General features: G+C 68.0%; 27 protein-coding genes. 24 read left to right on the top strand and 3 right to left on the bottom strand.

The features are described from left to right. Positions 1-2 precede the first annotated feature (2 nt). The 19 genes from lptA (at position 3) to ACORQU_RS14645 (ending at position 18,227) form a co-directional block, all read left to right on the top strand. Positions 3-536 carry a lipopolysaccharide transport periplasmic protein LptA gene (gene lptA, locus ACORQU_RS14735; RefSeq protein ID WP_491645139.1) on the top strand — a complete coding sequence of 178 codons (534 nt, stop codon included), beginning with the start codon at positions 3-5 and terminating at the stop codon, positions 534-536. Beyond that, positions 536-1,255, top strand: a complete 720-nt coding sequence (gene lptB, locus ACORQU_RS14730) for an LPS export ABC transporter ATP-binding protein (protein WP_271646441.1) — start codon at positions 536-538, stop codon at positions 1,253-1,255. Before lptA ends, lptB begins: the two co-directional genes overlap by 1 nt. A gap of 51 nt (positions 1,256-1,306) precedes the next feature. Then, positions 1,307-2,740, top strand: coding sequence for an RNA polymerase factor sigma-54 (locus ACORQU_RS14725; RefSeq protein ID WP_491641845.1), 1,434 nt, complete (start codon positions 1,307-1,309; stop codon positions 2,738-2,740). A 167-nt stretch (positions 2,741-2,907) separates the two neighbouring features. Next, positions 2,908-3,222, top strand: coding sequence for a ribosome hibernation-promoting factor, HPF/YfiA family (hpf, locus tag ACORQU_RS14720; protein ID WP_271646443.1), 315 nt, complete (start codon positions 2,908-2,910; stop codon positions 3,220-3,222). 138 nt (positions 3,223-3,360) lie between these two features. Next, positions 3,361-4,311: an HPr(Ser) kinase/phosphatase gene (gene hprK, locus ACORQU_RS14715; protein WP_271646444.1), complete on the top strand. Its 951-nt coding sequence runs from the start codon at positions 3,361-3,363 to the stop codon at positions 4,309-4,311. After that, complete coding sequence (gene rapZ, locus ACORQU_RS14710) at positions 4,308-5,219, top strand: RNase adapter RapZ (protein WP_491641842.1); 912 nt, start codon at positions 4,308-4,310, stop codon at positions 5,217-5,219. The genes hprK and rapZ overlap by 4 nt, the downstream gene beginning before the upstream one ends. Before the next feature lie 180 nt (positions 5,220-5,399). After that, the gene (locus ACORQU_RS14705) at positions 5,400-5,804 is read left to right on the top strand and encodes a hypothetical protein (protein ID WP_491641841.1); all 405 of its coding nucleotides are present in this window, start codon (positions 5,400-5,402) and stop codon (positions 5,802-5,804) included. A 10-nt stretch (positions 5,805-5,814) separates the two neighbouring features. After that, the gene (locus tag ACORQU_RS14700; RefSeq protein WP_271646447.1) at positions 5,815-6,207 is read left to right on the top strand and encodes a PTS sugar transporter subunit IIA; all 393 of its coding nucleotides are present in this window, start codon (positions 5,815-5,817) and stop codon (positions 6,205-6,207) included. Then, complete coding sequence (locus ACORQU_RS14695; RefSeq protein ID WP_271646448.1) at positions 6,200-6,469, top strand: HPr family phosphocarrier protein; 270 nt, start codon at positions 6,200-6,202, stop codon at positions 6,467-6,469. Before ACORQU_RS14700 ends, ACORQU_RS14695 begins: the two co-directional genes overlap by 8 nt. 154 nt (positions 6,470-6,623) lie before the next feature. Next, positions 6,624-8,342, top strand: a complete 1,719-nt coding sequence (ptsP, locus tag ACORQU_RS14690; RefSeq protein ID WP_491641839.1) for a phosphoenolpyruvate--protein phosphotransferase — start codon at positions 6,624-6,626, stop codon at positions 8,340-8,342. 172 nt (positions 8,343-8,514) lie between these two features. After that, positions 8,515-9,876, top strand: a complete 1,362-nt coding sequence (mgtE, locus tag ACORQU_RS14685) for a magnesium transporter (RefSeq protein ID WP_271646450.1) — start codon at positions 8,515-8,517, stop codon at positions 9,874-9,876. Between the two features lie 73 nt (positions 9,877-9,949). Then, entirely contained in the window at positions 9,950-10,738 is a 789-nt protein-coding gene (locus ACORQU_RS14680; protein ID WP_491641837.1) for a carboxylesterase family protein, read from the top strand. A gap of 82 nt (positions 10,739-10,820) precedes the next feature. Next, complete coding sequence (locus ACORQU_RS14675; RefSeq protein WP_491641835.1) at positions 10,821-11,555, top strand: tetratricopeptide repeat protein; 735 nt, start codon at positions 10,821-10,823, stop codon at positions 11,553-11,555. A gap of 75 nt (positions 11,556-11,630) precedes the next feature. Next, a complete protein-coding gene (locus tag ACORQU_RS14670; protein ID WP_491641834.1) occupies positions 11,631-12,182 on the top strand; it encodes a peroxiredoxin in 552 nt (183 codons plus the stop codon). A gap of 48 nt (positions 12,183-12,230) precedes the next feature. Beyond that, positions 12,231-12,722, top strand: coding sequence for a M48 family metallopeptidase (locus ACORQU_RS14665; RefSeq protein WP_271646454.1), 492 nt, complete (start codon positions 12,231-12,233; stop codon positions 12,720-12,722). A gap of 519 nt (positions 12,723-13,241) precedes the next feature. Beyond that, on the top strand, positions 13,242-16,262 hold the full coding sequence (locus ACORQU_RS14660; RefSeq protein ID WP_491641833.1) for a diguanylate cyclase domain-containing protein: 3,021 nt from the start codon (positions 13,242-13,244) through the stop codon (positions 16,260-16,262). A gap of 67 nt (positions 16,263-16,329) precedes the next feature. Continuing rightward, positions 16,330-16,809 carry a low molecular weight protein-tyrosine-phosphatase gene (locus ACORQU_RS14655; protein ID WP_491641832.1) on the top strand — a complete coding sequence of 160 codons (480 nt, stop codon included), beginning with the start codon at positions 16,330-16,332 and terminating at the stop codon, positions 16,807-16,809. 3 nt (positions 16,810-16,812) lie between these two features. Continuing rightward, a complete protein-coding gene (locus ACORQU_RS14650; protein WP_491641830.1) occupies positions 16,813-17,667 on the top strand; it encodes a fructosamine kinase family protein in 855 nt (284 codons plus the stop codon). Between the two features lie 14 nt (positions 17,668-17,681). Beyond that, positions 17,682-18,227, top strand: coding sequence for a hypothetical protein (locus ACORQU_RS14645; protein ID WP_491641829.1), 546 nt, complete (start codon positions 17,682-17,684; stop codon positions 18,225-18,227). Between the two features lie 19 nt (positions 18,228-18,246). Here ACORQU_RS14645 and ACORQU_RS14640 read toward each other — a convergent pair whose 3' ends face one another. Both ACORQU_RS14640 and ACORQU_RS14635 read right to left on the bottom strand, forming a co-directional pair. Continuing rightward, the gene (locus ACORQU_RS14640; RefSeq protein WP_491641828.1) at positions 18,247-19,185 is read right to left on the bottom strand and encodes an NAD(P)/FAD-dependent oxidoreductase; all 939 of its coding nucleotides are present in this window, start codon (positions 19,183-19,185) and stop codon (positions 18,247-18,249) included. Between the two features lie 166 nt (positions 19,186-19,351). Beyond that, positions 19,352-19,816, bottom strand: a complete 465-nt coding sequence (locus ACORQU_RS14635) for an Rrf2 family transcriptional regulator (RefSeq protein WP_271646460.1) — start codon at positions 19,814-19,816, stop codon at positions 19,352-19,354. Between the two features lie 170 nt (positions 19,817-19,986). Between ACORQU_RS14635 and ACORQU_RS14630 the strand changes: the two genes are divergently transcribed. From ACORQU_RS14630 to ACORQU_RS14610, 5 genes are all read left to right on the top strand, one after another. After that, positions 19,987-20,223: a hypothetical protein gene (locus ACORQU_RS14630; RefSeq protein ID WP_491641826.1), complete on the top strand. Its 237-nt coding sequence runs from the start codon at positions 19,987-19,989 to the stop codon at positions 20,221-20,223. Between the two features lie 86 nt (positions 20,224-20,309). Then, the gene (yghX, locus tag ACORQU_RS14625; RefSeq protein WP_491641825.1) at positions 20,310-21,197 is read left to right on the top strand and encodes a YghX family hydrolase; all 888 of its coding nucleotides are present in this window, start codon (positions 20,310-20,312) and stop codon (positions 21,195-21,197) included. Between the two features lie 123 nt (positions 21,198-21,320). Then, entirely contained in the window at positions 21,321-21,491 is a 171-nt protein-coding gene (locus tag ACORQU_RS14620; RefSeq protein WP_271646463.1) for a hypothetical protein, read from the top strand. A 247-nt stretch (positions 21,492-21,738) separates the two neighbouring features. Continuing rightward, positions 21,739-22,668: a M14 family metallopeptidase gene (locus ACORQU_RS14615; protein WP_491641824.1), complete on the top strand. Its 930-nt coding sequence runs from the start codon at positions 21,739-21,741 to the stop codon at positions 22,666-22,668. Between the two features lie 159 nt (positions 22,669-22,827). Further along, positions 22,828-23,472: a hypothetical protein gene (locus ACORQU_RS14610; RefSeq protein WP_491641823.1), complete on the top strand. Its 645-nt coding sequence runs from the start codon at positions 22,828-22,830 to the stop codon at positions 23,470-23,472. 66 nt (positions 23,473-23,538) lie between these two features. Here the strand turns inward: ACORQU_RS14610 and ACORQU_RS14605 are convergent, their stop codons facing one another. Then, complete coding sequence (locus tag ACORQU_RS14605; protein WP_491641822.1) at positions 23,539-25,554, bottom strand: M1 family metallopeptidase; 2,016 nt, start codon at positions 25,552-25,554, stop codon at positions 23,539-23,541. Positions 25,555-25,563 lie beyond the last annotated feature (9 nt).

Raw genomic sequence — 25,563 nt, 5'->3', positions numbered from 1 at the left:
TGCTGCTGATGACCGGTCTGGCGATGGCCTTGCTGGCCGGTGGCGCGCTGGCCAAGACCTCCGATCGAAATCAGGAGATGAACCTGGATGCCGGTTACCAGGACGGCAACGTCACCCAGGATGGCGTGATCCACCTGGACCAGGGCGTGCACCTGACCCAGGGCACGCTGGACATCCAGGCCACCAAGGGCCAGATCGTGCGCAAGAACGGCGAGATCACCCAGGTCACCTTTACCGGAGGACCGGTGAAGCTGAAGCAGATCAACGACGACGGCACCCCGATGAACGCCCAGGCCGACCTGATCGTCTACGACCTGATGAAGGAAATCATCACCCTGACCGGCGATTACACCGTCACCTCGCCCAAGGGCTCCAACTCCGGCCAGAAGATGGTCTACAACACCAAGACCGGCAACATGCAGAGCGGCGGCGATGGCTCGCGCGTGCATACGGTGATCCAGCCCAAGAACAAGTCCCCCGGGGCCACGGTGGGCTCGCCCACCCAGGTGCCGCCGGCCAAGCCGGGGAACAAGTAATGCTGTCGGCACAGGGCCTGCGCAAGAGCTACAAGCAGCGCCAGGTGGTCGCCGATTTCGGCCTGACCCTGGAACCGGGCGAAGTGGTGGGCCTGCTCGGCCCCAACGGCGCCGGCAAGACCACCTGCTTCTACATGATCGTCGGTCTGGTGTCCTCCGACGCCGGCCAGATTACCCTCGACGGCAAGGACATCACGGGCGAGCCCATGTACCGCCGCGCCAAGCTCGGCGTGGGCTACCTGCCGCAGGAGCCCTCGGTGTTCCGCAAGCTCACCGTGGCCGACAACATCCGCCTGGTGCTGGAACTGCGTGAAGACCTGGACAGTGCATCGGCGGAGAAGGAACTGGCCTCGCTGCTGGATGAGCTGCAGATCACCCATGTGGCCGACCAGTTGGGCGCCAGCCTCTCCGGCGGCGAGCGCCGCCGGGTGGAAATCGCACGCGCCCTGGCCGCCAAGCCGCGCCTGATGCTGCTGGACGAGCCCTTCGCCGGCGTGGACCCGATCTCGGTCGGCGAGATCCAGCGCATCATCACCCACCTCAAGGATCGCGGGATCGGCGTGCTGATCACCGACCACAACGTGCGCGAAACCTTGGGAATCTGTGACCGGGCGTATATTCTCGCGGAAGGCAGCGTGCTGGCGCAGGGGGCACCAGACGCGCTACTGACCAATGCCGACGTCCGTCGCGTGTACCTGGGAGACACCTTCCGGCTCTGACGTGCAGCTGCGTGCGGGTGGCGGTCGCACCTGTCGTTCTCGGGCCCTCGGATGAAACCACGCCTCCAGACATCGTTGGGACAGCAACTGGTCATGACGCCCCAGTTGCGCCAGGCCATCCGGCTGCTGCAGATGTCCACCGCCGAACTGGAAGCCGAGATCGCCGAGGCGGTCGAGACCAACCCCCTGCTGGACTGGGAAGAGAACGCCCCTCCAGAAGCGCAGCCCGGCAGCGATGCGTCGGACCGGGCACCGGACGAACAGGCCGAGCGCAGTCCTGAGAGCGACGACTGGCAGCCGGATGAAGCGCCCTGGAGCAACGAGTCGGGAAGCGCATCCGGCGGATCGTTCGACGACGACGAACAGGGCAGCGCGGCCGAGCGCGTGGCCGAGTCCAACAGCCTGCAGGACCACCTGCTGTGGCAGCTGCATCTCTCCCATCTGTCCCCGCGCGACCGCCGCATCGGCGCGGCGGTGATCGATGCGATCGAGGACGATGGCTACCTGCGCACGCCGTTCTCGGAAATCGCACAGACCCTGCGCCCCGAGGTCACCGCCGGCGAGGACGAGATCCAGACCGTGCTGCGCCAGTTGCAGCGCTTCGACCCTGTGGGCGTGGGCGCGCGCTCGCTGGGCGAGTGCCTGTGCCTGCAGTTGGACGTGCTTTCGGAACAGACCGCCGGCCGCGACCTGGCCCTGCGTATCGCCGAAGGGCCGCTGCTGGAGAAGCTCCCGCGCAGCGGCGCGGCGGGCCTGGCCAGCGAGCTCAAGCGCAGCCTGGACGAAGTCGAGGAAGCCGTCGCCCTGCTGCGCTCGCTCGATCCCAAGCCCGGCGTGCAGATCGGCGAATTGACCCAGGACACCTATGTGGTCCCCGATTGCGTGGTCTGGCGCCAGAAGGGCGTCTGGCGCGCCGCGCTGGCCAGCCAGCACCTGCCGCGGGTGACCATCCACCGGGGGTACGAGTCGATGATCCGGCGCTGCAACGAGTCCGATGCCGGCTACCTGCGCGGGCACCTGCAGGAAGCCCGCTGGTTGCTCAAGAGCCTTGAGGCTCGCGGAGACACGCTGCTCAAGGTCACTCGCTGCCTGATCCACCAGCAGGCCGGCTTCCTGGAGTTTGGCGAGCAGGCCCTGCGCCCGCTGACCCTGCGCGAGGTCGCCGCCGAGGTGGGGCTGCACGAATCCACCGTCTCGCGCGCCATCGCCCGCAAGTACGTGCGCACGCCGCGCGGCACCCTGCCCCTGCGCGCGTTCTTCGCCTCGGGCGTCAGCACCGAGGGCGGCGGCGAGGCCTCCAGCACGGCCATCCAGTCGATGATCCGCAAGCTGATCGACGCGGAAAACCCGCGCAAGCCTCTGTCCGACGCCAAGCTCGCCGACCTGTTGAAATCGTCAGGCGTGCCAGTGGCGCGGCGTACGGTCGCCAAGTATCGTGAAGCCATGGACATCCTGTCCTCGCACGAACGCGTCAGGATGGGATGAACTGCCCGATTGGTGGTCGGTTCATCGTCCACCTGCCAGCTTGAAAGCCGGACCTTCCGGTGCGTTACTTGAACCCAACCCAGCCCATAGAGGAGTCGACGAGGAACCCCACGCAGCCCGGTTTGTCCGAACAACCGAAAGCAACAACAACTGCAGGAGACAACGCGATGCGAATTGAGACCTACGGCCAGTCGATGGAAGTCACCCCGGCACTGCGTGACTACGTCGAGACGAAACTCAAGCGCCTTGAACGACACTTCGACCAGCCGCTCGAATGCCGCACGCAACTGGGATTCTCCAAGCCCGACTACGTGGCCGAAGCCACGCTCAACCTCTCCGGTCGCACCCTGCACGCCGATGCCGGCGCCGAGACCATGTATGCGGCCATCGACATCCTGGCCGACAAGCTCGACCGCCTCGTGCTCAAGCACAAACGCAAGCAGATCGACCGGCAGCGTGGCCGCGGCGAGAACGCCGACTGACTCCTCGCCCGCCCAGGCAATCTCACTGCAACGGCGACCTGATCGGGTCGCCGTTCGCGCAAAGAGGCCGGGCATGACGGTTCGGCGATGGCGGCTCGCGTCGTATCATGCGGTGTCGACGCCGCCGATCAGGACGCCATGAACTCCAGCATCTCCGCCAGCGAGCTGTTCGACCAGATGAAGGACAAGCTCGGCCTGCGCTGGCTGGCCGGCCGCGCCGGCGCCAAGCGCCAGATCGATACCGCCGGCAAGGTGAAGCGCCGGCCGTCACTGGCGGGTTACCTCAACGCGATCTATCCCAACAAGGTGCAGATCCTGGGGACCGAGGAGTTGTCCTGGCTGGACGGCCTGGACTCGCGCCTGCGCTGGGAGACCATCGAGAAGATGGTCGCCGCGCGCCCGCTGGCCCTGGTCATCAGCAAGAACCAGTCCTGCCCGGAAGACCTGCGCGCGGCCGCGGAGGAGTCCGAAACCCCGCTGTGGTCCTCGCCCAGGCGTGGCCATGAACTGCTCAACTTCCTGTCCTACCATCTGGCCCGCACCCTGGCGCCGCGGGTCACCCTGCATGGCGTGTTCATGGAGATCTACTCCATCGGCGTGCTGATCACCGGCGAGGCGGGCTCGGGCAAGAGCGAGCTGGCCCTGGAACTGCTGACCCGCGGACACCGCCTGGTCGCCGACGATGCGCCCGAGTTCACCCAGATCGCCCCCGATGTCCTGGATGGCACCTGCCCGGAACTGTTGCAGGACCTGCTGGAAGTGCGCGGCCTGGGCGTGCTCAACGTGCGCGACATGTTCGGCGACACGGCGGTGAAGAAGAACAAGTACCTGCGCCTGATCGTGCACCTGACCCGGCCGATGACCGAGCCTGGGGTACATGGCTACGACCGGCTCACCGGCGACTCGGGCACGCGCCACGTGCTCGATCTCGATGTGCCCTTGATCACCCTGCCGGTCATGCCCGGACGCAACCTGGCGGTCCTCACCGAGGCGGCCACGCGCCTGCACATCCTGCGCACCAAGGGCATCGACCCGGCGGCGATGTTCATCGCCCGCCACAGCAACCTGCTGGAGCGCAGCACGCCATGAGCGAGGCGACGACCCCGGACGTGCCCGCGCCGGCTGCGGGCCCGCAGCCGCCCTTCGTGTTGATCGTCAGCGGCCTGTCCGGCTCGGGCAAGTCGGTGGCGCTCAAGACGCTGGAGGACCTGGACTACTACTGCGTGGACAACCTGCCCATCGAGCTGCTGCCGGAGTTCATCCGCAGCATGATGCGCGAGGATGTCCTGCGGCAGAAGGTGGCCGTCGGCATCGACGTGCGCAACCGGCACAGCGACCTGTCCAAGCTCGCACAGTGGCGTGCGGCGGTGGTGCGCCTGGGACTGACCGCCAAGCTGGTGTTCTTCGATTCGGACGACGAGGTGCTGCTGCGCCGCTATTCGGACACCCGCCGCCGCCACCCGCTCAGCTACCTGGGCCTGTCCCTGCCCGAGGCGATCGTCCAGGAACGGGCGATCACCCAGCCCCTGCGCGCCGAGGCCGATGTCCTGATCGATACCGGCCAGCTCAACGTGCACCAGTTGCGCAGGCGGATCGTCGGCGAGTTCGCCTTCGACAGCCGCGATGCGCCGTCGCTGCTGTTCGAATCCTTCGCCTACCGGCGTGGCGTGCCGGCCGATGCGGACTTCGTGTTCGACGCCCGCGTCCTGCCCAACCCACACTGGCAGCCGGAACTGCGCCCGCTGACCGGTCGCGACGGACCGGTGCGCGACTACCTGGACGCGCAGGACGACGTGGTGCGCTACGTCGAACAGGTCAGCTGGTTTCTGGACACCTGGCTGCCACGCCTGCGCGGCGAAACGCGCAGCTACGTCACCGTGGCCTTCGGCTGTACCGGCGGCAAGCATCGTTCGGTCTACCTGACCGAACGCCTGGCCGCGCACGCCCGCACACAAGGCTGGGACCAGGTGGCGACCTTCCATCGCGAACTGGACTGAGACCCGCTGCACATTGCCAGGGACCAGGCATGGCAGTACACGGATGACTGCACCCGCATCAGGCCACCACCTCCGCGGCACCGCACGCCCGCCGTCCCGCGCATCGATGCCGACCTGGCCAGCCGCTGGCAACCCCTGTTCAATGTGCTGATCGATGCGGCTGGGCATCTCGCGCACTACATGGCCTTCCTGTCGGGGTGCCGATCGAAAGCCCGCCATTGGCCTACCGCATCCAGCGCATGGGCCCTGATCGAACGCCATCTGACGAGCACGATCATCATGGGCATCTACGCCGCCTCCCGGGCGTCGCTGTCCCGGATGACGCTGGACAAGCCGATCACCGGCACCCCCGTGGTCGCCGAGCAGGGTGAGCGCCCGACGTTGGTCCAGATCAGCGTGCGTGCGCCATGCCATTTGATCCCGTTTAAGATTTTCTCGGTACTGTTCGGTGCACAGGAACGCGGATTCACGACGTCCCCTCGCAGACCCGGGTCATCTACCGCGACTGACCGGCAGGTAGCGCGCGGCGCGCGGGACAAAGAAACCCGCACGTTCTTCTCGATGCGTGCATGCCTGGCCTGTTAATGTTGCCGTCATGACCTGCGGCGTCCTGCTCATTACCCATCCCGGCATCGGTACGTCGCTCCTGACGGTGGCCCAGGGCCTGTTGCGCTCCTTGCCCCTGAAGGCCGAAGCCTTCGAAGTGCCGCTCGATGCGGACCTGCCTGCACTGCTGCCGCAGGCCTCTGCTGCGCTGCGGCGTGTGGACGACGGCGACGGCGTGCTTGTGTTGACCGATGTGTATGGCGCGTCTCCCAGCAATCTGGCCGCCCAGGTCGCGCGGCTCGGGACGCCCGTACGCCGGGTGTCGGCGCTGAGCCTGCCGATGTTGTTGCGGGTGATGAACTATCCGGAACAGGGACTGGACGAACTCCCGGCCACCGCGGCGGCCGGCACACGAAACGGAGCCATCCTCGACGATGCTTGAACGCGACCTCACCGTGACCAACAAACTGGGCCTGCATGCCCGCGCCACCGCCAAGCTGGTGCAAGTGGTCGCGCCCTTCCGCAGCAACGTGACCCTGGCCGCCAAGGGGCGTCAGGTGAACGCCAAGAGCATCATGGGCGTCATGCTGCTGGCCGCCGGCCAGGGCACGGCGGTGACGGTGCGGACCGAGGGCGAGGACGAGGGCGACTGCATGGAGGCGATCGTGGGCCTGTTCGAGCGCCGGTTCGACGAGGAAGGCTGACGCCTACTGCCCCGCCCAAACGCCAGGCGGCCACGGCCTGGCCCGGAGCAAGGAGCAAGCCGATGCACACCCGCGCCACCACCATGACACGGCCATCGATCCGCCAACGCCAAGCCGGGCGCGCGGCGCGCACGCCCATGGCAGGGTCGCGCTGATGCGCAAGCTGCTGCCAGGACATGGCGCCTCGCGCGGCAGCGCCCTGGGCCGTGCCCGCGTGCGCCTGCCCCATGCGCTGGACGTGGCCGAGCAGCGCATCCGCGCACGCGAGGTCGACGACGAACTCGCGCGCCTGCACCAGGCCGTGGACGCGGCCCGCGCCGAGATGCATGACCTGCGCGCGCGCCTGCACGGCGCACTCGCGCGCGAAGTCGGTGAATTCATCGACCTGCATGCCCTGCTGCTGGACGATCCGGAACTCCTGCAGGGCCTGGACGACCTGATCCGCAAGGGGCGCTACGGCGCCGACTATGCGCTGCGCCTGCAGCGCGACCGGCTTGCGGCAGTGTTCAAGGACATGGACGACGCCTACCTCAAGAGCCGCATGGACGATCTGGACCATGTGATCGGGCGCATCCATGCGCACCTGCACAGCCGCCCCAGCGACGCCGAGGGCTTGGCCGGCGAGATTCTTGTGAGCGACACGGTAGCCCCGTCCGAGCTGGCCCAACTGCAGGCCCAGGGCGTGGTCGCGGTGGTGACCGCGACCGGCAGCACGCTGTCGCACAGCGCGATCCTCGCCCGCAGCCTGCACATGCCGCTGGTGGTCGGCGCCAGCCAGGTGCTGGCCAAGGTCAACGACGGCGATGCCCTGATCGTCGACGGCGACAGCGGCGAGGTAATCGTCGATCCGTCGGCTGCGGACCTGCGCGCCTTCCGCCAGCGGCTCAAGGACGCCGCGCGCGAACAGCGCGAACTGGGCCGCCTGCGCACCAAGCCCACGCGGACGCGCGATGGTGTGGACGTGGCGCTGCATGCCAATGCCGAATCCCGCGAGGACGTGGCGCGCGCCCACGCCCTGGGCGCGGCAGGCATAGGCCTGTACCGCACCGAGTTCCTGTTCCTGCAGCGCCAGGAGCTACCGGACGAGGAAGAGCAGTTCCGTGCCTATCGCGATGTGGTGCTGGGCATGAGCGGACGACCGGTCACCATCCGCACCCTCGATCTGGGTGCCGACAAGGCCGACCGCACCGGCCTTGCGTTGCGTGGCGAGGACAATCCCGCGCTGGGGCTGCGCGGCGTGCGTTTGTCGCTGGCCAACGGCGCGGTGTTCGACACCCAGCTGCGCGCCATCCTGCGGGCCTCCGGATATGGCCCGGTGCGGGTCCTGGTGCCCATGGTCAGCGTGCGCGAGGAACTGGTCCTGGTCCGCCGCCGGCTCGCACGCCTGAAGGCGCAGCTGCGCAAGGCCGGTCACGAAATCGCCGCCGAGGTCCCCCTGGGCGCGATGATCGAGGTCCCGTCGGCGGCGATCTGCGTGGAGCACTTCATCGACCTGGTGGATTTCGTGTCGGTGGGAACCAATGATCTTGTGCAGTACCTGCTGGCGGCGGACCGCAACAACGATGCGCTGGGCGAACTCTATTCGCCGCTTCGGCCTTCGCTCTTGCGGCTGCTGGACCTGGTGCTGCGCACCGGGCGCGCACATGGCAAACAGGTGACCGTCTGCGGCGAGATCGCGGGCGATCCGGCCATGGCGCCGATCCTGCTGGCCCTCGGGCTGGCGCATTTCAGCCTGCATCCATCCAACATGCTCGAACTGCGGCGCGCGATCCGCGCCTACGACCAGGCCGAACTGCAGGCGGCCGCGGGAAAACTGCTTGGCGCACGCGACCGCGCCGGCATCGAACGCTGGCTCGCACGCGTCGCGCATTGACGTGTTCCCGGCGCAATGCCGCCGACTGGCGCCACGCCATGTGTTCCTGGGTGATGCATGAGGGTGTCCTTTCCCTGGATGCAGGGGGATAATGCGCGGATGAACATCTGACCTGCAGCGCATCGTCCAGTGGCGAAGCGGTGCGACCACCGACCGCACAGGGGCCAAGCGCATGGCTGAAGCCGTCCGCCACGACAAGACCGCGCGTCAGCTCCGGCTGCTGTCCGATGCACTGGACAGCGGGCGCCTCGGCCCGGTCCGCAGGCTGGTCAACACCCTCTCCCCGGCCGAGATCGGCAACCTGCTCGAGTCGCTGCCACCGGGCAAGCGCGAGGTGGTGTGGGGCCTGGTCGATCCGGAAGACGATGGCGAGGTGCTGGTCCACGTCGGCGACGAGGTGCGCGAAAGCCTGCTGGCCGAGATGGACCCCGACGAGATCATCGCGGCGGTCGAAGACCTGGATATCGACGACCTGGCCGACCTGGTCGAGGACCTGCCCGACACGGTCATCGACGAGGTCCTCAAGTCGATGGACCGCGAGAACCGCGAGCGTCTGGAGCAGGTGCTGTCCTATCCGGAGGACTCGGCCGGCCGCCTGATGAACCCGGACGTGGTCACGGTGCGGGCCGACGTCAACATCGAGGTCGTGCTGCGCTACCTGCGCCTGCGCGGCGAGTTGCCCGACCACACCGATTACCTGTTCGTGGTCAGCAAGAAACACCAGTACCTGGGCCGCGTGCCGTTGGCCGCGCTGGTCACCCATGAGCCGTCCACGCCGATCAACCGCCTGATCGACGACGAGCAGCCGGCCATCGACGTGGACGAGCACTCGGAGGGCGTCGCGCGCAAGTTCTCCGACCACGACTGGGTCTCGGCCCCGGTGGTGGACGACAACAACATCCTGCTCGGCCGCATCACCATCGACGACGTGGTGGACATCATCCGCGAACAGGCCGAACACCAAGCCTTGAGCGCCGCCGGCCTGGACGAGGACGAGGACCTATTCTCGCCGATCCGGCGTGCCTTCCGCCGGCGCATGCTGTGGCTGGGCATCAACCTGGGCACGGCCTTCATCGCCTCCAGCGTGGTCCAGCAGTTTGAAGGCACCATCGCCAAGCTGGTCGCACTGGCCGCGCTGATGCCCATCGTGGCCGGCATGGGCGGCAACGCTGGCACCCAGGTGCTGGCGCTGATGATCCGTGGCCTGGCCCTAGGCCAGATCGGCGGCTCCAACGTCTATGTCCTGCTGCGCAAGGAGCTGGGCGTGGCCCTGATCAACGGGCTGGGGCTGGGCACGCTGCTGGGCTTGATCGTGCTGGTCTGGTTCCGCCAGCCAGGGCTGTCGCTGGTGATCGGGATCGCGCTGACCCTCAACCTGCTGACCGCGGCGGCCGGCGGCGTGGGCGTGCCGCTGCTGCTCAAGCGCATGGGGTTCGACCCCGCCCTGGCCGGCAGCGTCATCCTGACCACACTGACTGACGTGATGGGCTTCATGAGTTTCCTCGGCCTGGCCACGCTGGTGCTGCTGCACTGATCGCTGCGCTGCGGCGTGTGCCAGCGGCCGCGGCGCACCATACTGGCGACCTAGCCTGTAAACGATTCCATCCATGTCCCCTCGCCTGTTGCTGCTCCTGCTCAGCGCCCTGATGCTCACGGCCTGCGCCCATGTCCGCCACGCCAGTGGCGGGCATTTCGTCGCGCGCCAGGTCCAGGTCGAAGGCACCTGGCATCGCTATCAGGTCTTCGTTCCGGCACGGTCGGCCTACCCCGGCAAGCCCGCGCTGGTGCTGTTCCTGCACGGCTCGGGCGAGCGCGGCAACGACAACGCCTCACAGCTCAAGGCCGGCCTTGGGCCTTACCTGAAACAGCACACAGCCGACTTCCCCGCCGTGGTGGTGATGCCGCAGGTGCCCGATGGCGAAGAATGGACCAGCACCAACGCGCGCGTGGCCCTGGCTGCGCAGGCCGCCGCCCTCGATGAGTTCGGCGCAGACCCGGACCGGGTCTACCTGACCGGCATGTCGATGGGGGGCTACGGGACGTGGGAGGTCGCGCTGATGGCCTCGGACCGCTTCGCCGCACTGGCGCCGGTCTGCGGCGCGGTGCATCCCAACCGTCCCGATCGCCCCAGCCTGCGTGTCACCGAGGTGGACGGCGTGGCCGACCCGTATGCGGACATCGCCCGGCGACTGGGCGGCAAACCGATCTGGATCTTCCACGGCGCGTTGGACGACGTGGTCCCGCTGGAAGACGACCACCGCCTGGTCGCCGCGTTCAAGGCCCAGGGCACGCCGGTGCGCTACACCGAACTGCCACAGGCCAACCACAACGCCTGGGATCCGACCTATGCCGACCCGGCCATGTGGTCCTGGCTGCTGGCCCAGCACCGCCACTGAGCAGCACGGAACGCCGCGGTGCCGCTTGCCATGGACCTGGTGATCGGCGACATTCGCCGCACATCGGCTGGGACGTCGAATCATGCACGCGTCGCGGAAGACCTGGCTGCTTGCGTTGTCCTGTGCATCGCCCGCCATCGCGCAAGCGCAGGTGGAGATGGTCGAGAGCCGCCTCTATTACCAAGCCGAACCCGCGACCGGGTTTGCCTACCGCGATGACGTCGGCAAGGCCACCAAAGCCATGCTCGCCGGCGACATGGCGACCGCCGCCCCGCTGCTCGAGCGAGCCATCAAGTACTGCGATGCCCAGCGCAACCAGCCAGGCCGCAAGAGCGTGAGCTTCTCCAGTCGCCGCGAATACGAGCAGTACATGGAGGGGCCCGGTAAGGGCCAGCCGACCGAATGGCTGGACATCGCCTGTGCCTCGGCCTACCAGCAGGCCGGTTATGCGCTGGCGGGCGCGCGCCGGCCAGCCGAGGCGCTGACCTATCTGGAAATCGCCACGCAGGTCGGACCGTACTATCCGGTCGCCTGGACCGAGAAAGGCTTCGTCCTCAACCAGTTGGGACAGCCTGCACAGGCGCTGGAGGCCTATACCACCGCCCTTGAAGTCGCCCGCGCGCATCCGGAGGCGGCCTACATCAGCGCCGTCGCCTGGCGCGGGATCGGCTACTCCAAGGTGGAGCTGAAGGACCTGGAAGGTGGACGCGAAGCCTACCAGCAGTCGCTGCAGCTCGAGCCGGGCAACGCCACCGCCGTGCGCGAACTGGACTACATCGCACAACAGCAAGCGACCAGGAACCCACCTGCGCCTTGAGACGGCCGACGCCGCGTACGGTGCGCAGGCAAACAGGCGTATAACGGTCGCCGTTCTCGTCTGGAGCCTATTGCCATGAAAACCCGCTTCAAGTTTGCCGCCGGCCTGATCGGCACGCTGGCCCTGGCCTGCACGGCGTCGGCCGCGCTGAAGGAAGGCGCCAAGGCCCCGGAATTCAGCCTGCCGGCCTATCTGGCGGGCAAGCCGTTCACCTTCGACCTGGATGGCGCGCTGAAGAAGGGCCCGGTGGTGGTGTACTTCTTTCCGGCCGCCAACACCTCTGGCTGCAACCTGGAGGCGCATCTGTTCTCTGAGGCGGTCGACAAGTTCAAGGCACACGGTGCGACGGTGATCGGCGTGACCGCGGGCAACACCGACCAGTTGGCCGAGTTCTCGAAGAACACCGAGACCTGCGGCGGCAAGTTCCCGGTCGCCGCCGATGACGGGGCGAAGATCGCCAAGGAATACGACGCCGTGCTGCCGATGAAGCCCGGCTGGTCCAACCGCACCTCGTATGTGATCGGCCAGAACGGCAACGTCGTCCATGTCTATTCGGACCTCAACCCGAAGCAGCACGTGACCGAAACCCTCAGCGCGGTCGAGTCGCTCGAGCACGCCGGGCATTGAACCGGCGCGCGCGATGGTCCCGCACGGAGGCGGGTGCGATCTGACGGCATGTCCTCGCTGAAATACCTCGCCGGCTATCCCACGCATCTGCAGGACCAGGTGCGTGCCCTGCTCGATGCCGGCAAGCTCGGCGACGTAATCGCCCGGCGCTACGGGCAAGCGCATGCCGTGCGCAACGACCGCCAGCTCTACGACTACACCCAGGCGCTCAAGGAGCGCCACCTGCGCTCGGCCCAGCCGCTGCACAAGGTGGTCTACGACGGCAAGCTGCAGGTCATCAAGCACGCCCTGGGCACGCACACCACGCTGTCGCGCGTGCAGGGCGCCCGTCTCAAGGCCAGCCGCGAGATCCGCATCGCCAGCGTCTTCCGCGATGCGCCGGCCGCCTTTCTGGAGATGATCGTGGTCCACGAGCTGGCCCACATGCGCGAGGCGGAGCACAACAAGGCCTTCTACCAGTTGTGCACGCACATGACCCCGGACTACCACCAGCGCGAGTTCGACCTGCGCCTGTATCTAACCGAGCTGGAGCATCGCTGAACCGGCTTGCCACGCGAGGCGTGGCAAGCAGCGACGGCGTTGTTCCGCCCTCGCTGCGACCATCCCGATCCGCCCTGGGCCGCCGCGTCCAGGTTTGATGGACGCGTCGCCTTGGCAGCGCCGGCCGGCTCCTGACGTCCACAGCGCCGGGACCGGCATTACCGCGACAGCGGCGGGAGGCACGGTACTGCGCGTGACAGGACAGAAGTGCTCCTGCTCGGCGCCCGATAGCGATCCCGATCACGCGACCTGGACGGACCAGTGCAAGGCCGTCGCCCATTTCCGGATCGACCTGACCCACGCAAGCCAGACACCGCGCCTCACGCGCAACGCCGGCGTCGCCTCGGCTCGAATGGAAACCGCCAAGCGGGCCGACCGTGCCGTGCCGCACTCAGCATGAAGGCCGTATCGGCGCGCCAGTCCACCTTCCTGAAAATGGGGGCCAGGCCTGAGCCCTCGCCTGGGCGATGCGGGCCGCTCGGGTTCCTGCATAATCGGTCCTTAGGGGAACCACACCAGATGAATCGACTCGGCGCAGTGCTTGTGGGCCTGCTGTGCTGTGCCATGGCCACCGCCCAGGCGGGGACCGGCACGGGCACCCCGGCCCGTGCGCTGGATCTGGCCGACCTGGAATCGCCAGCGTTCACCAATTTCACCACCACCGACGGGCTGCCCGACGCCGGCATGCTGTCCATCGCCGTGGACCGCGAAGGCTTTGTCTGGGGCGCCTCCGGCGCAGGCATCTACCGCTACGACGGGCGTCGCTGGTCCGCCAGCCCCGATCCTGCCGTCGCGCATCCGGCGACCAGCGTCTTCGTCGACCGAACCGGAAGGCTCTGGGCGGCCTTCCGCAACACCGGGCTGGCGTTCTACGACGGCCAGCAGTGGCATGCCAAGACCACGGCCAACGGCCTGCCGTCCAATCAGATCCACCGGTTCGCCGAGACCGTCGATGCGTCCGGTACGGTGACCCTGTGGGCGCTGACCTGGGACCGCGGCCTGATGCGTCTGGCCGGCGAGCATTGGGAACTGGACCCCGGCAACGCCTCGCTACCGGCCGATCCGCTGCGCTCCCTGGCCCAGACCCGGCAACTGGGCGCGGCCGGCCGACAGTGGCTGGGCACCAACGCGCGCGGGCTGTGGTACCGCGATTCCGGCCAAACCGATTGGCGACCGTGGGAAGGCCGCCAGCTGGATGCCAACCAGGTGGAGGACCTCCTACCGGTCATGCAAGACGGCCACGAAGCGCTGTGGATTTCCACCTACACCGGTGGCCTGTGGCGCATGCGTGCCGACGACATGCGCCACTGGAGCGTGAAGACCGGCGATTTCCCCAGCAAGATCGTCTACACGATCGCCAGCACGGCCATGTCCGACGGCAGCCGGGCGATCTGGGTGTCCAGCCGGGCCGGCCTGCTGCGCGTCCACGGGGACACCTTCCAGCTGTTCGATCGGCGCGACGGTCTGCGTTCCAACCTGGTCCGCGATGTCGTGGCCTGGCACACCCCCGACGGCCTGGACGTGCTGTGGATGGCGACCGATGACGGCGTGGCCCGCACCGTCCTGGGCGCAAACCCCTGGGCCGTGGCCTCGCGGATGGGCGCCGACGCGCTGGGCGTGTTCGGGTTTCTGGTCGAGCCGGACGGCCAGGGCGGCGAACGTCTGTGGGTGAGCTCGTCCGGCGAGGGCCTGGCCCTCTATCAGGACCAGCGCTGGCACCGCTTCACCAGCGAAGAGGGCGTGCCGCCGGACGCGAACATCGGCTCGGTCATGCGCACCGTCGATGCCGAGGGACGCAGCACCCACTGGGTCAGCCTGCGCGGCGGTGCACTGCTACGACGGGGCCCCGGGGATCCGCGCTTCGAGCCGATAACCACGCCCTGGCGCCAGACCACCGGCGAGATGGTGTACGACACGCTGGTGCGCCCGTTCGAGGGATCGCGTGAACAGTGGTTCGCCACGCGCGAGACCGGCCTGTACCGCCTGCGGGAGGGTCGCTGGACGCACTACCCCTCACCGGATCCGCGCGTGCCGTGGCGGGCCATGCGTATCCGCGAGGTCATCGATGCGCACGGACGGTCCTGGCTATGGGCGGCTACCAGCCAGGGGCTTGCCCGGTTCGACGGCAACCGCTGGACCATCATGTCCCACGATATCGGCATGCCGGAGACCAACACGATCGGGATGACCCTGATCCCCGACCGGCATGGACGCCAGATTCTCTGGGTCGGCACCAGCAGTGCCGGCGTCACCCGCGTGGATGTCAGCGTGCCGTTGGCACCGCGCGTCTTGCCCAACGACCTGCCGCCGCCGCCGGATCCGAGCATCTACAACCCGGCCCCGGACAGCGCCGGCCGCGTCTACCTGTGCACCAACAATGGCGTGCAACTGCTCACGCCCGATGGCGACAGCTACACGAGCCGCGTGTTCACCCGGCACGACGGCCTGCTCCACCAGGAATGCAACTACGTCCACACGGTCGATGCGCACGACCGCTTCTGGGCCGGCACCCTCGGCGGTCTTGAGGTCTACGACCCGCGGCGCGAACTGCACGACACCCAGCCCAAGCGCCTGAAACTGACCGGACTGGCGGTCGACGGCACCCCGGCCGAAGGACGTCCGCTGCGCGTCCCCGCCCAGGCCCGGGAGATCCGCGTGGACTTCGCGCTGCTGTCCTGGTTCCGCGAGGCGGACTCGCGCTTCAGGACCCAACTGCTGGGCTACGAGTCCGCGCCCACGACCTGGAGCGAACAGAATTTCCGCACGTTCAATGCGCTGCCGCCCGGCCGCTACCGCCTGCGGATCGAGGCCCACGATCATGCGGACAACCCCAGCGTGCCGGTGGAACTGCCCATCGTCATCGCCGCGGCCTGGTGGCAAACCCAATGGACGCTGGCCGCGGCGGCACTGCTCCTGGCGGCGCTGATCTACGCGCTGGTGCGGTGGCGCACCTATCACCTGCGCGCGCGCCAGTCGGTGCTGGAACAGCATGTGGCCGAACGCACCGCCGAACTGCATGCCGCCAACGCGCGCCTGCACGCCCTGTCCTATCGCGACGAACTGACCGGCCTGGATAACCGCCGACGTCTGCTCGAGGTGCTTGCACCGCCCGCCGAAGGCAGTCAGCCCAGCAGCCTGATCCTCTTGGACGTCGACCACTTCAAGGCCTTCAACGACCGCCACGGCCACCCCGCCGGCGACGAGGCCCTGCGCCGGGTCGCCGAGGCATTGCGCGCCTGCATTCCGAGCGACGCCCATGTGGCCCGCCACGGCGGCGAAGAATTTGCCTGCGTGCTCCCCGAGGCCAACCTGGCGCGCGCGCTCCAGGTGGCCGAGTGCATCCGCGTCGCCGTGGCCGCTTGCCCGATCCCGGTGTCAGGCCACAGCGCACCGCGCCACATCACCATTAGCGCAGGCGTGGCCGTCTCACAGATCGCGTCGCGCGAGGACATGCTGCGCCTGTTCAACGATGCCGACCTGGCGCTCTACCAGGCCAAGGCGCAGGGACGCGATCGCGTCCAGGCCTACGTGATGCCCTGAGCGCCATCCGCGGAACGCTCACCATCTGGCTGCTAGGCTCAAAGCTCTCCCCCAATCACCCACGCATATGCCCAGCCACATGCCGTCGGTGCTGTTCGTCTGCACCGGCAACATCTGCCGCTCCCCGACCGCCCAGGCGCTGCTGCAGCACAAGGCCGCCGCCCTTGGCCTGCAGGTCACCACCGACAGTGCGGCGGTCACCACCGAAGAAGTGGGCAATCCCCCAGATCGCCGCGCCCTGGCCGAACTGCGCCGGCGCGGCGTTCCGATGCCCGACCATCGCGCACGCCAGGTGCGCGACGAGGACTTCACTGCCTTCGACCTGGTGCTCGGCATGACCGCGAACCACGTGCATGCGCTTGAGCGCATGGCACCGGCGCACGCCACCGCGCGCATCGGGCTTTTGATGGATCACGCCGACGGACCACGGGCGCGCGATGTGCCCGATCCCTGGTACGGCGGCCAGCAGGAGTTCGTGGAGGCCTTCGACATGATCGAAGCCGGGGTCGAGGGCCTGCTGCACCAACACAAGGCGCGCGGTCGCTGAGCCGTGCACGACGCCGACCGCATCGAGGCGCTGCTCGGGCGGCGTCCCGACCGGCTGACGCCCTTGTCGGGCGGCGACATCGCACGCAGCCTGTGCGCGGAGCTGGACGACGGCACGCGGGTGATGGCCAAGTTCCCCCGTGCCGGCCAGCCCTCGCTGACCCTCGAAGCGCGCATGCTGGCCGATCTGCGCAAGGCGGGCCTGCCGGTCCCCGACACCCTGGCCGTCGCCGATGACCTGATGCTCCTGGCGTGGATCGATCCTGGCCCGCGCGGCTGGGATGCGCACGCCGAGCACGCCGCAGGCCGTGCCATCGCCACCCTGCACATGCAGCCGGCCGGGGCGTCCTTCGGCCATGACTACGACACCGTGATCGCCAGCCTGGCCCAGGACAATCCGTCGGTCGCGGACTGGAGCGTTTTCTATGGCGAGCAGCGCCTGCTGGCCAGGGCCCGCAGCGCGCATGCCATCGGGCGACTACCGTCGGCGCTGCTGACACGCATCGAGACACTCAGCGACCAACTGGCACGCTGGGTGCCTGCGCGTATCCGACCCAGCCTGCTGCATGGCGATCTGTGGGGCGGCAACATGCTGCCAACGGCCGGCGGTGAGGCCTGCTTCATCGACCCGGCGATCTATCACGGCCATGGCGAGGTCGACCTGGCCATGGCGCTGCTGTTCAACAGTGTGGGCGAGGCCTTCTTCGAGGGTTATCGCACGGTCGCTCCGGTGGATCCGGAGTTCTTCCGACATCGCTGCACGCTCTATCAGCTCTACCCCCTGCTGGTGCACGTGGAACTGTTCGGCGCGTCATACCTGGACGCGGTGGCACGCGCGCTGGACCGCCTTGAGGTGTAGCACGCAGATGCGCGATGCAGTGCAGCATCCACGGCCGCAAGATGCGGCCTTTCAACAACAAAGCTGAATCACCATGTCGCGGCATGCACGGCCGGCGCTGGATCTGCCCGGACTTTCATGAATCCGACCCCGCGCGTACACCACCCTTGAACACATCGCACTCGATCATGCGCGCCCGCTCGGCACCCCGGCAGAACCGCACCATGAACGACCCGATCCTGATGTCCCGCACCACCACCATCGCCATCGACCGCAATGCCCAGATCGAAGACAGGATCTTCCGGCGTGGCGTCAGCGACCAGGATGTCAGGACCGCAGTGGAACTGATCCGCGAATACGTCTCCAACCGGCTGGACAGCGAAGCCGATGAGCACGCGTGGTGGATGGCGTTCGGCGAGATTTTCGAGGACCTCTCGCGCAACTTCACGCCGGCCCAGCTGGCGGCCTTCGAGATCGCGACCGATACCATCCTGGTGGGTTACGGCTGCCCATCGTGGACACGCTCACGCGCAGGCCTGTCCACGCGCGTGAGCGACGCACCCGGCTGCGAAGCCGCCTGAAGCATCGCGCGCACGGTCGCTAAGCGGCGGCCGAGGCTGGCAGGCGCATCGCCATCAATGCGCGGTGTGCCGAGGCAGCGGCGAGCGTGCCACCCGCGACTGCCAGCGCTGCGCTCTGCATCGGATTGGCCATGTCGCCGGCGGCGAACAGGCCCGGGACGCAGGTCGCGCCCACCGGATCGACGACGACACGCGGCCCCAGCGGCCCTTCGACGATCTCGCATCCCAGGTTGCGCGCCAGGTCGCTGGCGAAGGCCTGCCTTGGCGCGGTGAACAGCGCGGCCAGAGCGACGCGGCGCCCGTCGGCCAGCCGGACCGACGACAGGGAACCGCCCTCGCCTTCCAGTGCCACGACCGGCTGGCGCTCGATCGAGACATCCAGCGCCTGCAGTCGCTGCAGCGCTTCGGTGGTGGGCTCGAAGGCCCCCTGGGTGAAATACGTCGTGGGTCCCCACTCGGGAATCATCTCGCCTTGATGCGGACTCATGGGGCCGGTGGCGAGCACGCCAAGGGCCTGCCCGGCGAACTCGTACCCGTGGCAATAGGGACAGTGCAGCACACTCTGCCCCCAGCGTTCGGCCAGGCCAGGAAGCGGTGGCAATACATCGCGCATGCCGGTGGCCAGCACCAGGGTGCGGCCCTCCACCGGCGCGCCCTCGTCCAGGTGCAGACGAAAGCCATCGTCCACCCGACTTCCTTCGCGCGCGAAGGCGATGCGCAATTCTACGTTCGGATAGGCCATGAGCTGGTCGATGGCTTCGCCCAGCAGGACCGCCGGAGGCTTGCCGTCGTGGCCAATCAGGTTGTGCGCGTGGTTGGCAAAGCGGTTGCGCGGCTGGGCGTTGTCGACCAGCAGCACACGCTTGCGTGCACGGGCCAGCATCAACGCGGCAGACAAGCCGGCAAAACTCCCGCCGACGATCAGTGCGTCGTAGCGGTTCGATGGAGAAAAGGTCATGGATGAGCGCTCCGTTTCTGGTCGCCGTCGGCGTGCCTGTACACAGCGGCATGCCCTTCGGCCTGGGGCACCATCTTAAGATACTTTTATTGTTACTTTAAAAGGCGTCGGACAACACTGTGTTGACGGACGCGCGCGGCGCGACCCCGGATCCTGGATTGGAGGGCTACGGCAAGTGGGCGCGGGCCGTCCTGCGCTTCCAGCCGCCGGATTCGCACAACGCGTCGAAGTCCGCTGCCAGGTCGGCGAGTGAAACCTCGCCCAGGCGGGCCAGCAGCAGCGCCTCGGCCTGCTGCAGGGCATCGTCGATGGCGGCGTTGACCACCCGTTCGACACCGCAGTCCGGGTTGTCGTGCTCGTGGCCGAGGGCGAACAGCCGGTTGCCGCCGACTGCCCGATGGACGTCCAACAGGCTGACCTGGTCCAGGTCGCAGGCAATCTCCCATCCGCCGCCATGCCCCCGGGTTGCGCTCACATAGCCGGCATCGCGCAATCCGGCCATCGTGCGCCGGACAACCACGGCGTTGGTGCGCAGCATCGCGGCGATCTGCTCGGAGGTCATAGGCGATGCGTGGCGTGCCATGTGCAACAGCACATGCAGCATGCGGGAGAGACGGCTGTCGGTTCTCATCGTCGGGCAGCGCAGCAGCGGGACACCGGTCCATGCCCGGCGCGGCGCAGGCTAACACGGCACCCCGACGCCCCTTGAGCAGCACGCATCCAAAAGCGGTCGGCTGACCTATGCTTGCGTCCTGTCCGCGAAAGCATGCGGACTTCGCCCGCTCACAAGGAGGTTGTGCCATGCGTCCATCCCACCCCGCCCTCGCGTTCGTGCATGTCGTGCTCGGATTGATGCTGCTCGCGCGCGGGCTCAGGCATCTGTCCGAGGCGCATCCGGCGCTGTCCACCACCCTGGCCTCGCCTTCCGCCTTTGGCTATGCCTGCGGACAGGCGCTGGCGAGCACCCTCATGCTGGCCGCGGGCATCGCCCTGCTCTGGCTGGGCGCGCGGCGCCGCCCGCTCAAACCCGCTGGATGACCTGTGCGTCAGGTCCAATTGGACCTGACACCACGCTGGGAGGCGGCTTGCTATGTTGCGCGCTCCGCCTGCCGCAGGAGCCCGCCATGCCCCGTCTGACCGCAAAGGATTTCGCGCCGGAACTGCTTGAGCTCTACGACGGCTACGTCCATGGACGCCTGAGCCGGCGGCAGTTCCTGGATGGTGCCGCGGCGTTCGCCGTGGCGGGCCTGTCGGCCTCGGCCATCCTGGCCTCGCTCAGTCCCGACTACGCCCTGGCCACCCAGGTCGAATTCACCGATCCGGACATCGTGGCCGAGTACATCACCTATCCCGCGCCCAAGGGGCATGGCCAGGTGCGCGGCTACCTGGTGCGTCCGGCCAAGGCCACGGGGCTGGTGCCAGGGGTGGTGGTCGTGCACGAGAACCGCGGCCTGAACCCCTACATCGAAGATGTCGCCCGGCGCGTGGCCAAGGCCGGCTACCTGGCCCTGGCGCCGGATGGCCTGAGCTCGGTGGGCGGCTACCCCGGCAACGACGACAAGGGCCGTGCGCTGCAGGCCGGCATCGATCCGGAGAAGCTGATGAACGACTTCTTCGCCGCGGTGGAATATCTGCTGAGCCCTGCGCGCACCACCGGCAAGGTGGGCATCACCGGCTTCTGCTACGGCGGCGGGGTCGCCAATGCCGCGGCGGTGGCGTATCCGGAGCTTGCCGCGGCCGTGCCGTTCTACGGCCGCCAACCCCGTGCCGAGGAAGTCCCGGCGATCAAGGCGCCGCTGCTGCTGCACTACGCCGAGAAGGACGAACGCATCGACGCCGGCTGGCCGGCCTACGAGGCCGCGCTGAAGGCCAACCACAAGGTCTACGAGGCCCATCTCTATCCCGGCACCCAGCACGGCTTCCACAACGATTCCACGCCGCGCTACGACGAGGCCGCCGCCAAACTGGCCTGGACGCGCACGCTGGACTGGTTCGGCAAATACCTGGCCTGAACCCACCGACGCGCGGTGTGCTGCGGCAGGCCGCGTCCAGAACGCGGTCCTCGCCTGCGTGGGTTTCACGACAAGCCGACGCGGTGGCTGTCAAACATGGACGTGCACCCGCAAGAGACGCCCATGACGACACTGCGCAGCACCAAGGCCATGCCGCCTGATTCGCTTTTTTCCCGCCCGCGCGAAGACAAGCGCGCCGCCCAGCAGACCCTGCAGGACCAGTTGGACGCCTTCGAGCGGTCCGGTGGCCGCATCGAGCGACTCGGCACCACGCCGCTGCGAAAGCCTGGATAGCCTCGCTCGCACCCTTCCGACCATCCTCCACACAAGCCTCGCCCGGCGTCCTGCAACGAGGACGCGCGTGGAGGAAGAGACCTCTGCATGGCGACCTGCGGCTGCGGAGCGGGATCGACGACCTGCACACAGCATTAGCTGCCGGCTCGGCAATGCCCTGCCACACGGTTTCATGAGGCGGCACCTGTCAGTCCTTTGTTAGAGTGCCGGCCGCTTTTCAAAGACGCCACCGCGCACGAGGACTGCCATGCACCCCACCACCGACCCGACCACCATCGGCACACCCGGCCAGCCCTGGGGCCCGGCCGAGAAGGCGCAGTGGCGCGCCCTGCAGACCCGGCGCCGCAGCTATGAGGACGAGGTGGCCAGCAAGATCCGGGCGCTGGGGGATCGCTTCGACATCGCCGCCTATGGCGAGCTGGACTACGCGCCGGACGGGCGCTACCCGCTGCTGGCCGTCCGCAGCCGCGACTGGGACGAGCGCCTGCCCTGCGCGGTGGTCACCGGTGGCGTGCACGGTTATGAGACCAGCGGCGTGCACGGCGCGCTGCAGTTCGCCGAGCGCCATGCCGCCACCTATGTGGGCAAGATCAACCTGCTGATAGCCCCTTGTGTGAGTCCATGGGGATACGAGCGCATCCATCGCTGGAACCCCGATGCCCTGGATCCCAACCGCTCCTTCCGCGCGGGCAGCCCCGCCGGCGAATCAGCCGCGCTGTTGGACCTGGTCGCGCCACTGCGCGGCAAGGTGCTGGTCCACATCGACCTGCACGAGACCACCGACAGCGACGAAACCGAGTTCCGTCCAGCGCTGGCTGCGCGCGACGGCAAGCCCTACGAACCTGGCGAAATCCCGGACGGCTTCTACCTGGTCGACGACAGCGAACACCCGCAGCGCGGCTTCCAGGCCGCGATCATCGAGGCGGTCTCCAAGGTCACCCACATCGCGCCGGCCGACGCGCGCGGCGAGATCATCGGCTCGCCCGTGGTCTCGCCCGGCGTCATCGAATACGCCGTGGGACCGTTGGGCCTCTGCGCGGGCATCACCGGCGCGCGCTACGTCACCACCACCGAGGTCTATCCCGACAGTCCGCGTGCCACGCCGCAGCAGTGCAACGACGCCCAGGCTGCCGCGGTGTGCGCCGGGATCGACTACGCCCTGGCCCACGAGGCCTGAACCACCATCCAGGTCCGGTGCCCGCACCTTGCAGGCATTCCGGCATCGCCCGGCGCGTGCCATGCATTAACACGTGATCCGAACGGCACATGCCTAGAATGGCGCGCTCGCGCTGCGCCGCCGGCCGGCGCTCGCCCTGCCTTCGTTTCAAGAGTTTTCATGAACCACCTTGCCCAGTGCGTCTTCCACTACGCGCAATGCCTGTGGGAGACCCAGGCGCTGCTCGCTCCCGCGGTGGACGAACCCGCCGCCACTGCGCCCAGCATCGTGCTGGCCGACCGCTACCTGGCCAGCCTGTCCACTTCACTCATGCGGCTTCCCCATGCCGAGCGCGTCGCCGTGGCCCGCGCCGCACGCCACGGCTGGCAGCTGCGCGTCAGCGGCGCGCCCTCGCCAGATCCGGTGCGCGAGGCCTTGATCCAGGGGCATGGACTGCATGTGGTCCGTGCGCTGCCGCGTGGCCTGCGTCCCTGGGAAGACCCCTCCCTGGCGGCGCTGACCCTGCGCAGCCTGCGCTACGCCCTGGATCTCAGCCAGGCCCTGCCCGATCCCGATGCGCCCCTAGCTTCCTCCGGCCCGGCCACGGCCTTGCATGCCACCCTGTGGCGCACCGCCCACGCGATCGACGAGCAACAGGCAAGGCTCTGGGATGCCGTCGAATCCATCACCCGCGCCGAAGCCGATGCCCTGGCCGAGGTCGCGCGCGCGCAGGTCCCCGACGCGCCTTCGGGCACCCAGCACGCCGACCTGCTGGCCTACTTCGCCAGCGGCATCTTCGTCGAACGGCTGAAGGCGCGCGGCTAACCCGCCGCGGCACCTCCACCGGCGCGGCCAGGCCGTGCCTGCCCGGGCATGCACGACCCCAAAGCCTCAGCTGTCCAGGCTGGACGTGTTATTGGCGCGATCGGCGTCGGGCAGCGCGTGGTCCGGGTCCAGCTCCAGACGCGCAATCGGCTTGGTGGTCGGGAAGGTCAGCTCGGGCGCGCTGCGCTGGATCCAGGTTTCCACCGGGATGCGGCGATCCTCGTGGGTGCCGTCGGTGTAGTCGATGCGCAGGGTCACCGGCATCACCAGCTTCTGTTCGCTCTGCAGGGTCACCGCCACGCCCTTGGCCACGTCACCGTCGACGTAGTGCGCCGCCTGGATGCCCATGTCCAGCTGCCAGTTGTTGAAGTACCAGCCGCGCCACCACCACGACAGGTCCTCGCCCGACTCGCTCTCCATGAAGCGGAAGAAGTCCGACGGGGTGGGATGCTTGTAGGCCCAAGTGGCGATGTACTTGCGGAACGCCGGGTCGAAGCGCGCCGGCCCCAGGATCTGCTCGCGCAGCAGCACCAGGCCCAGCGCACCCTTGAAGTAGGTCACCGGGTGGCGGTACTTCTCGCTGGTCGCATCGGCCAGATCCATCAGCGTCGGCGCGTCCTGGTCGGCCAGCACCGGCAGGATCTCGTCGACCGGGTTGCCGCCCTTGGGCGCGTACTCGCCATCGCGCTTGGGACCGTATTCGCCGTGGTTGAATTCGTCCGAGGCGTAGACGTCGATGAAGGTGTTGAAGCCTTCGTCCATGAACGCGTGGCGGCGCTCGTTGGAGCCGACGATCATCGGGAACCAGCCGTGGCCCAACTCGTGCGCGGTGATCCAGAACAGTTTATCGTCCTTGTCGTCATAGCCATCGAACACGATGCCCGGGTATTCCATGCCCGCGCCATGCCCGCCCAGGTTGACCGCGACCGGCCACGGGTAGCTGTACCACTTGTTCGAGAAGTGCTCGATCGCGCCCTTGACGTATTCGGTCGAACGCACCCAGTTGCTCGCGCCCTCCACCGGATACACCGACATGGCCAGCGCGTGCTTGCCCTGCGGCAGGTCGATGCGCGCGGCATCCCACACGAAGGCCGGCGAGGCGGCGAACGCCACGTCGCGGGTGTGGTCCATGTGGAAGCGCCAGGTCTGCGTGCCGCTGGTCTTCGGCCGACTGGCCGGATCGGTGACTTCGGCCGGGGTCCGGATCATCACCGTCTTGTCGCTGCCATCGGCCTGCTTCAGGCGCGCGCGCTGGGTGGCGGTGAGCACTTCATCGCCATTGGTCAGCGCACCGGAACCGGCCACGATGTAGTCCCACGGCACCGTCACGGCGTAGTCGAAATCGCCGTATTCCAGGTAGAACTCCGAACCCAGGTAGGGTTGAGTGTCCCAGCCGCGCACATCGTCGTAGACGGCCATGCGCGGGTACCACTGGGCGATCTCGTAGATGTCGCCGTTCTTGGTCGGGGTCACCGCGGTGCGGCCGCCCCAGGTGCCAGGCACGGTGTAGCGATAGTTGATGTGCAGCTTGACCGTGCCGTCTTTGGCGGCCAGTGCGGTCGGCAGGTCCACACGCATGCGGGTGTCGTCGACCAGGTAGTCGGCCTTGGTGCGCTTGCCGCCCTGCTCCAGCTCGATGCTGGCGATCTCGAAGCCCTGGGTGGACGGGGTCGGCGTGACCGGCTGGCCCGGCCGCCGCCATGGCGCGCGCACGAACTTGGCCCTGGCATCGTCGCGGTAGATGTTCTGGTCCAGTTGCACCCACAGCACGTCCAGCGCGTCTGGACTGTGGTTGGTGTAGGTGATGGTTTCCTGCCCGGTCAGGGTGTGGCTGGCCGGGTCGATGGTGGCGTGCAGGTCGTAATCGGCGCGGTTCTGCCAGAACAGGGCGCCCGGCTTGCCACCGCCATCGCGGATGGCATTGGCCGGCGCCGGCAGTTGCAGCGGCGCGAACAATTCCAGGGGGTTGAAGCCTGCATCCTGCGGCTTGGCGGTTTCGGCCGCCTGGGCCGTGGCGGCACAGGCGATGGAGGACAGCAGCAGGACCGGGACGCGCAGGCCCCGGTAATGGCGCAGGTTCATGGGCGCAAG

The sequence above is a fragment of the Pseudoxanthomonas sp. JC1303 genome, from assembly GCF_058448525.1.
The sequence above is the reverse complement of the archived record's forward strand: the minus strand, read 5'-3'. Positions and strand labels throughout refer to the sequence as shown.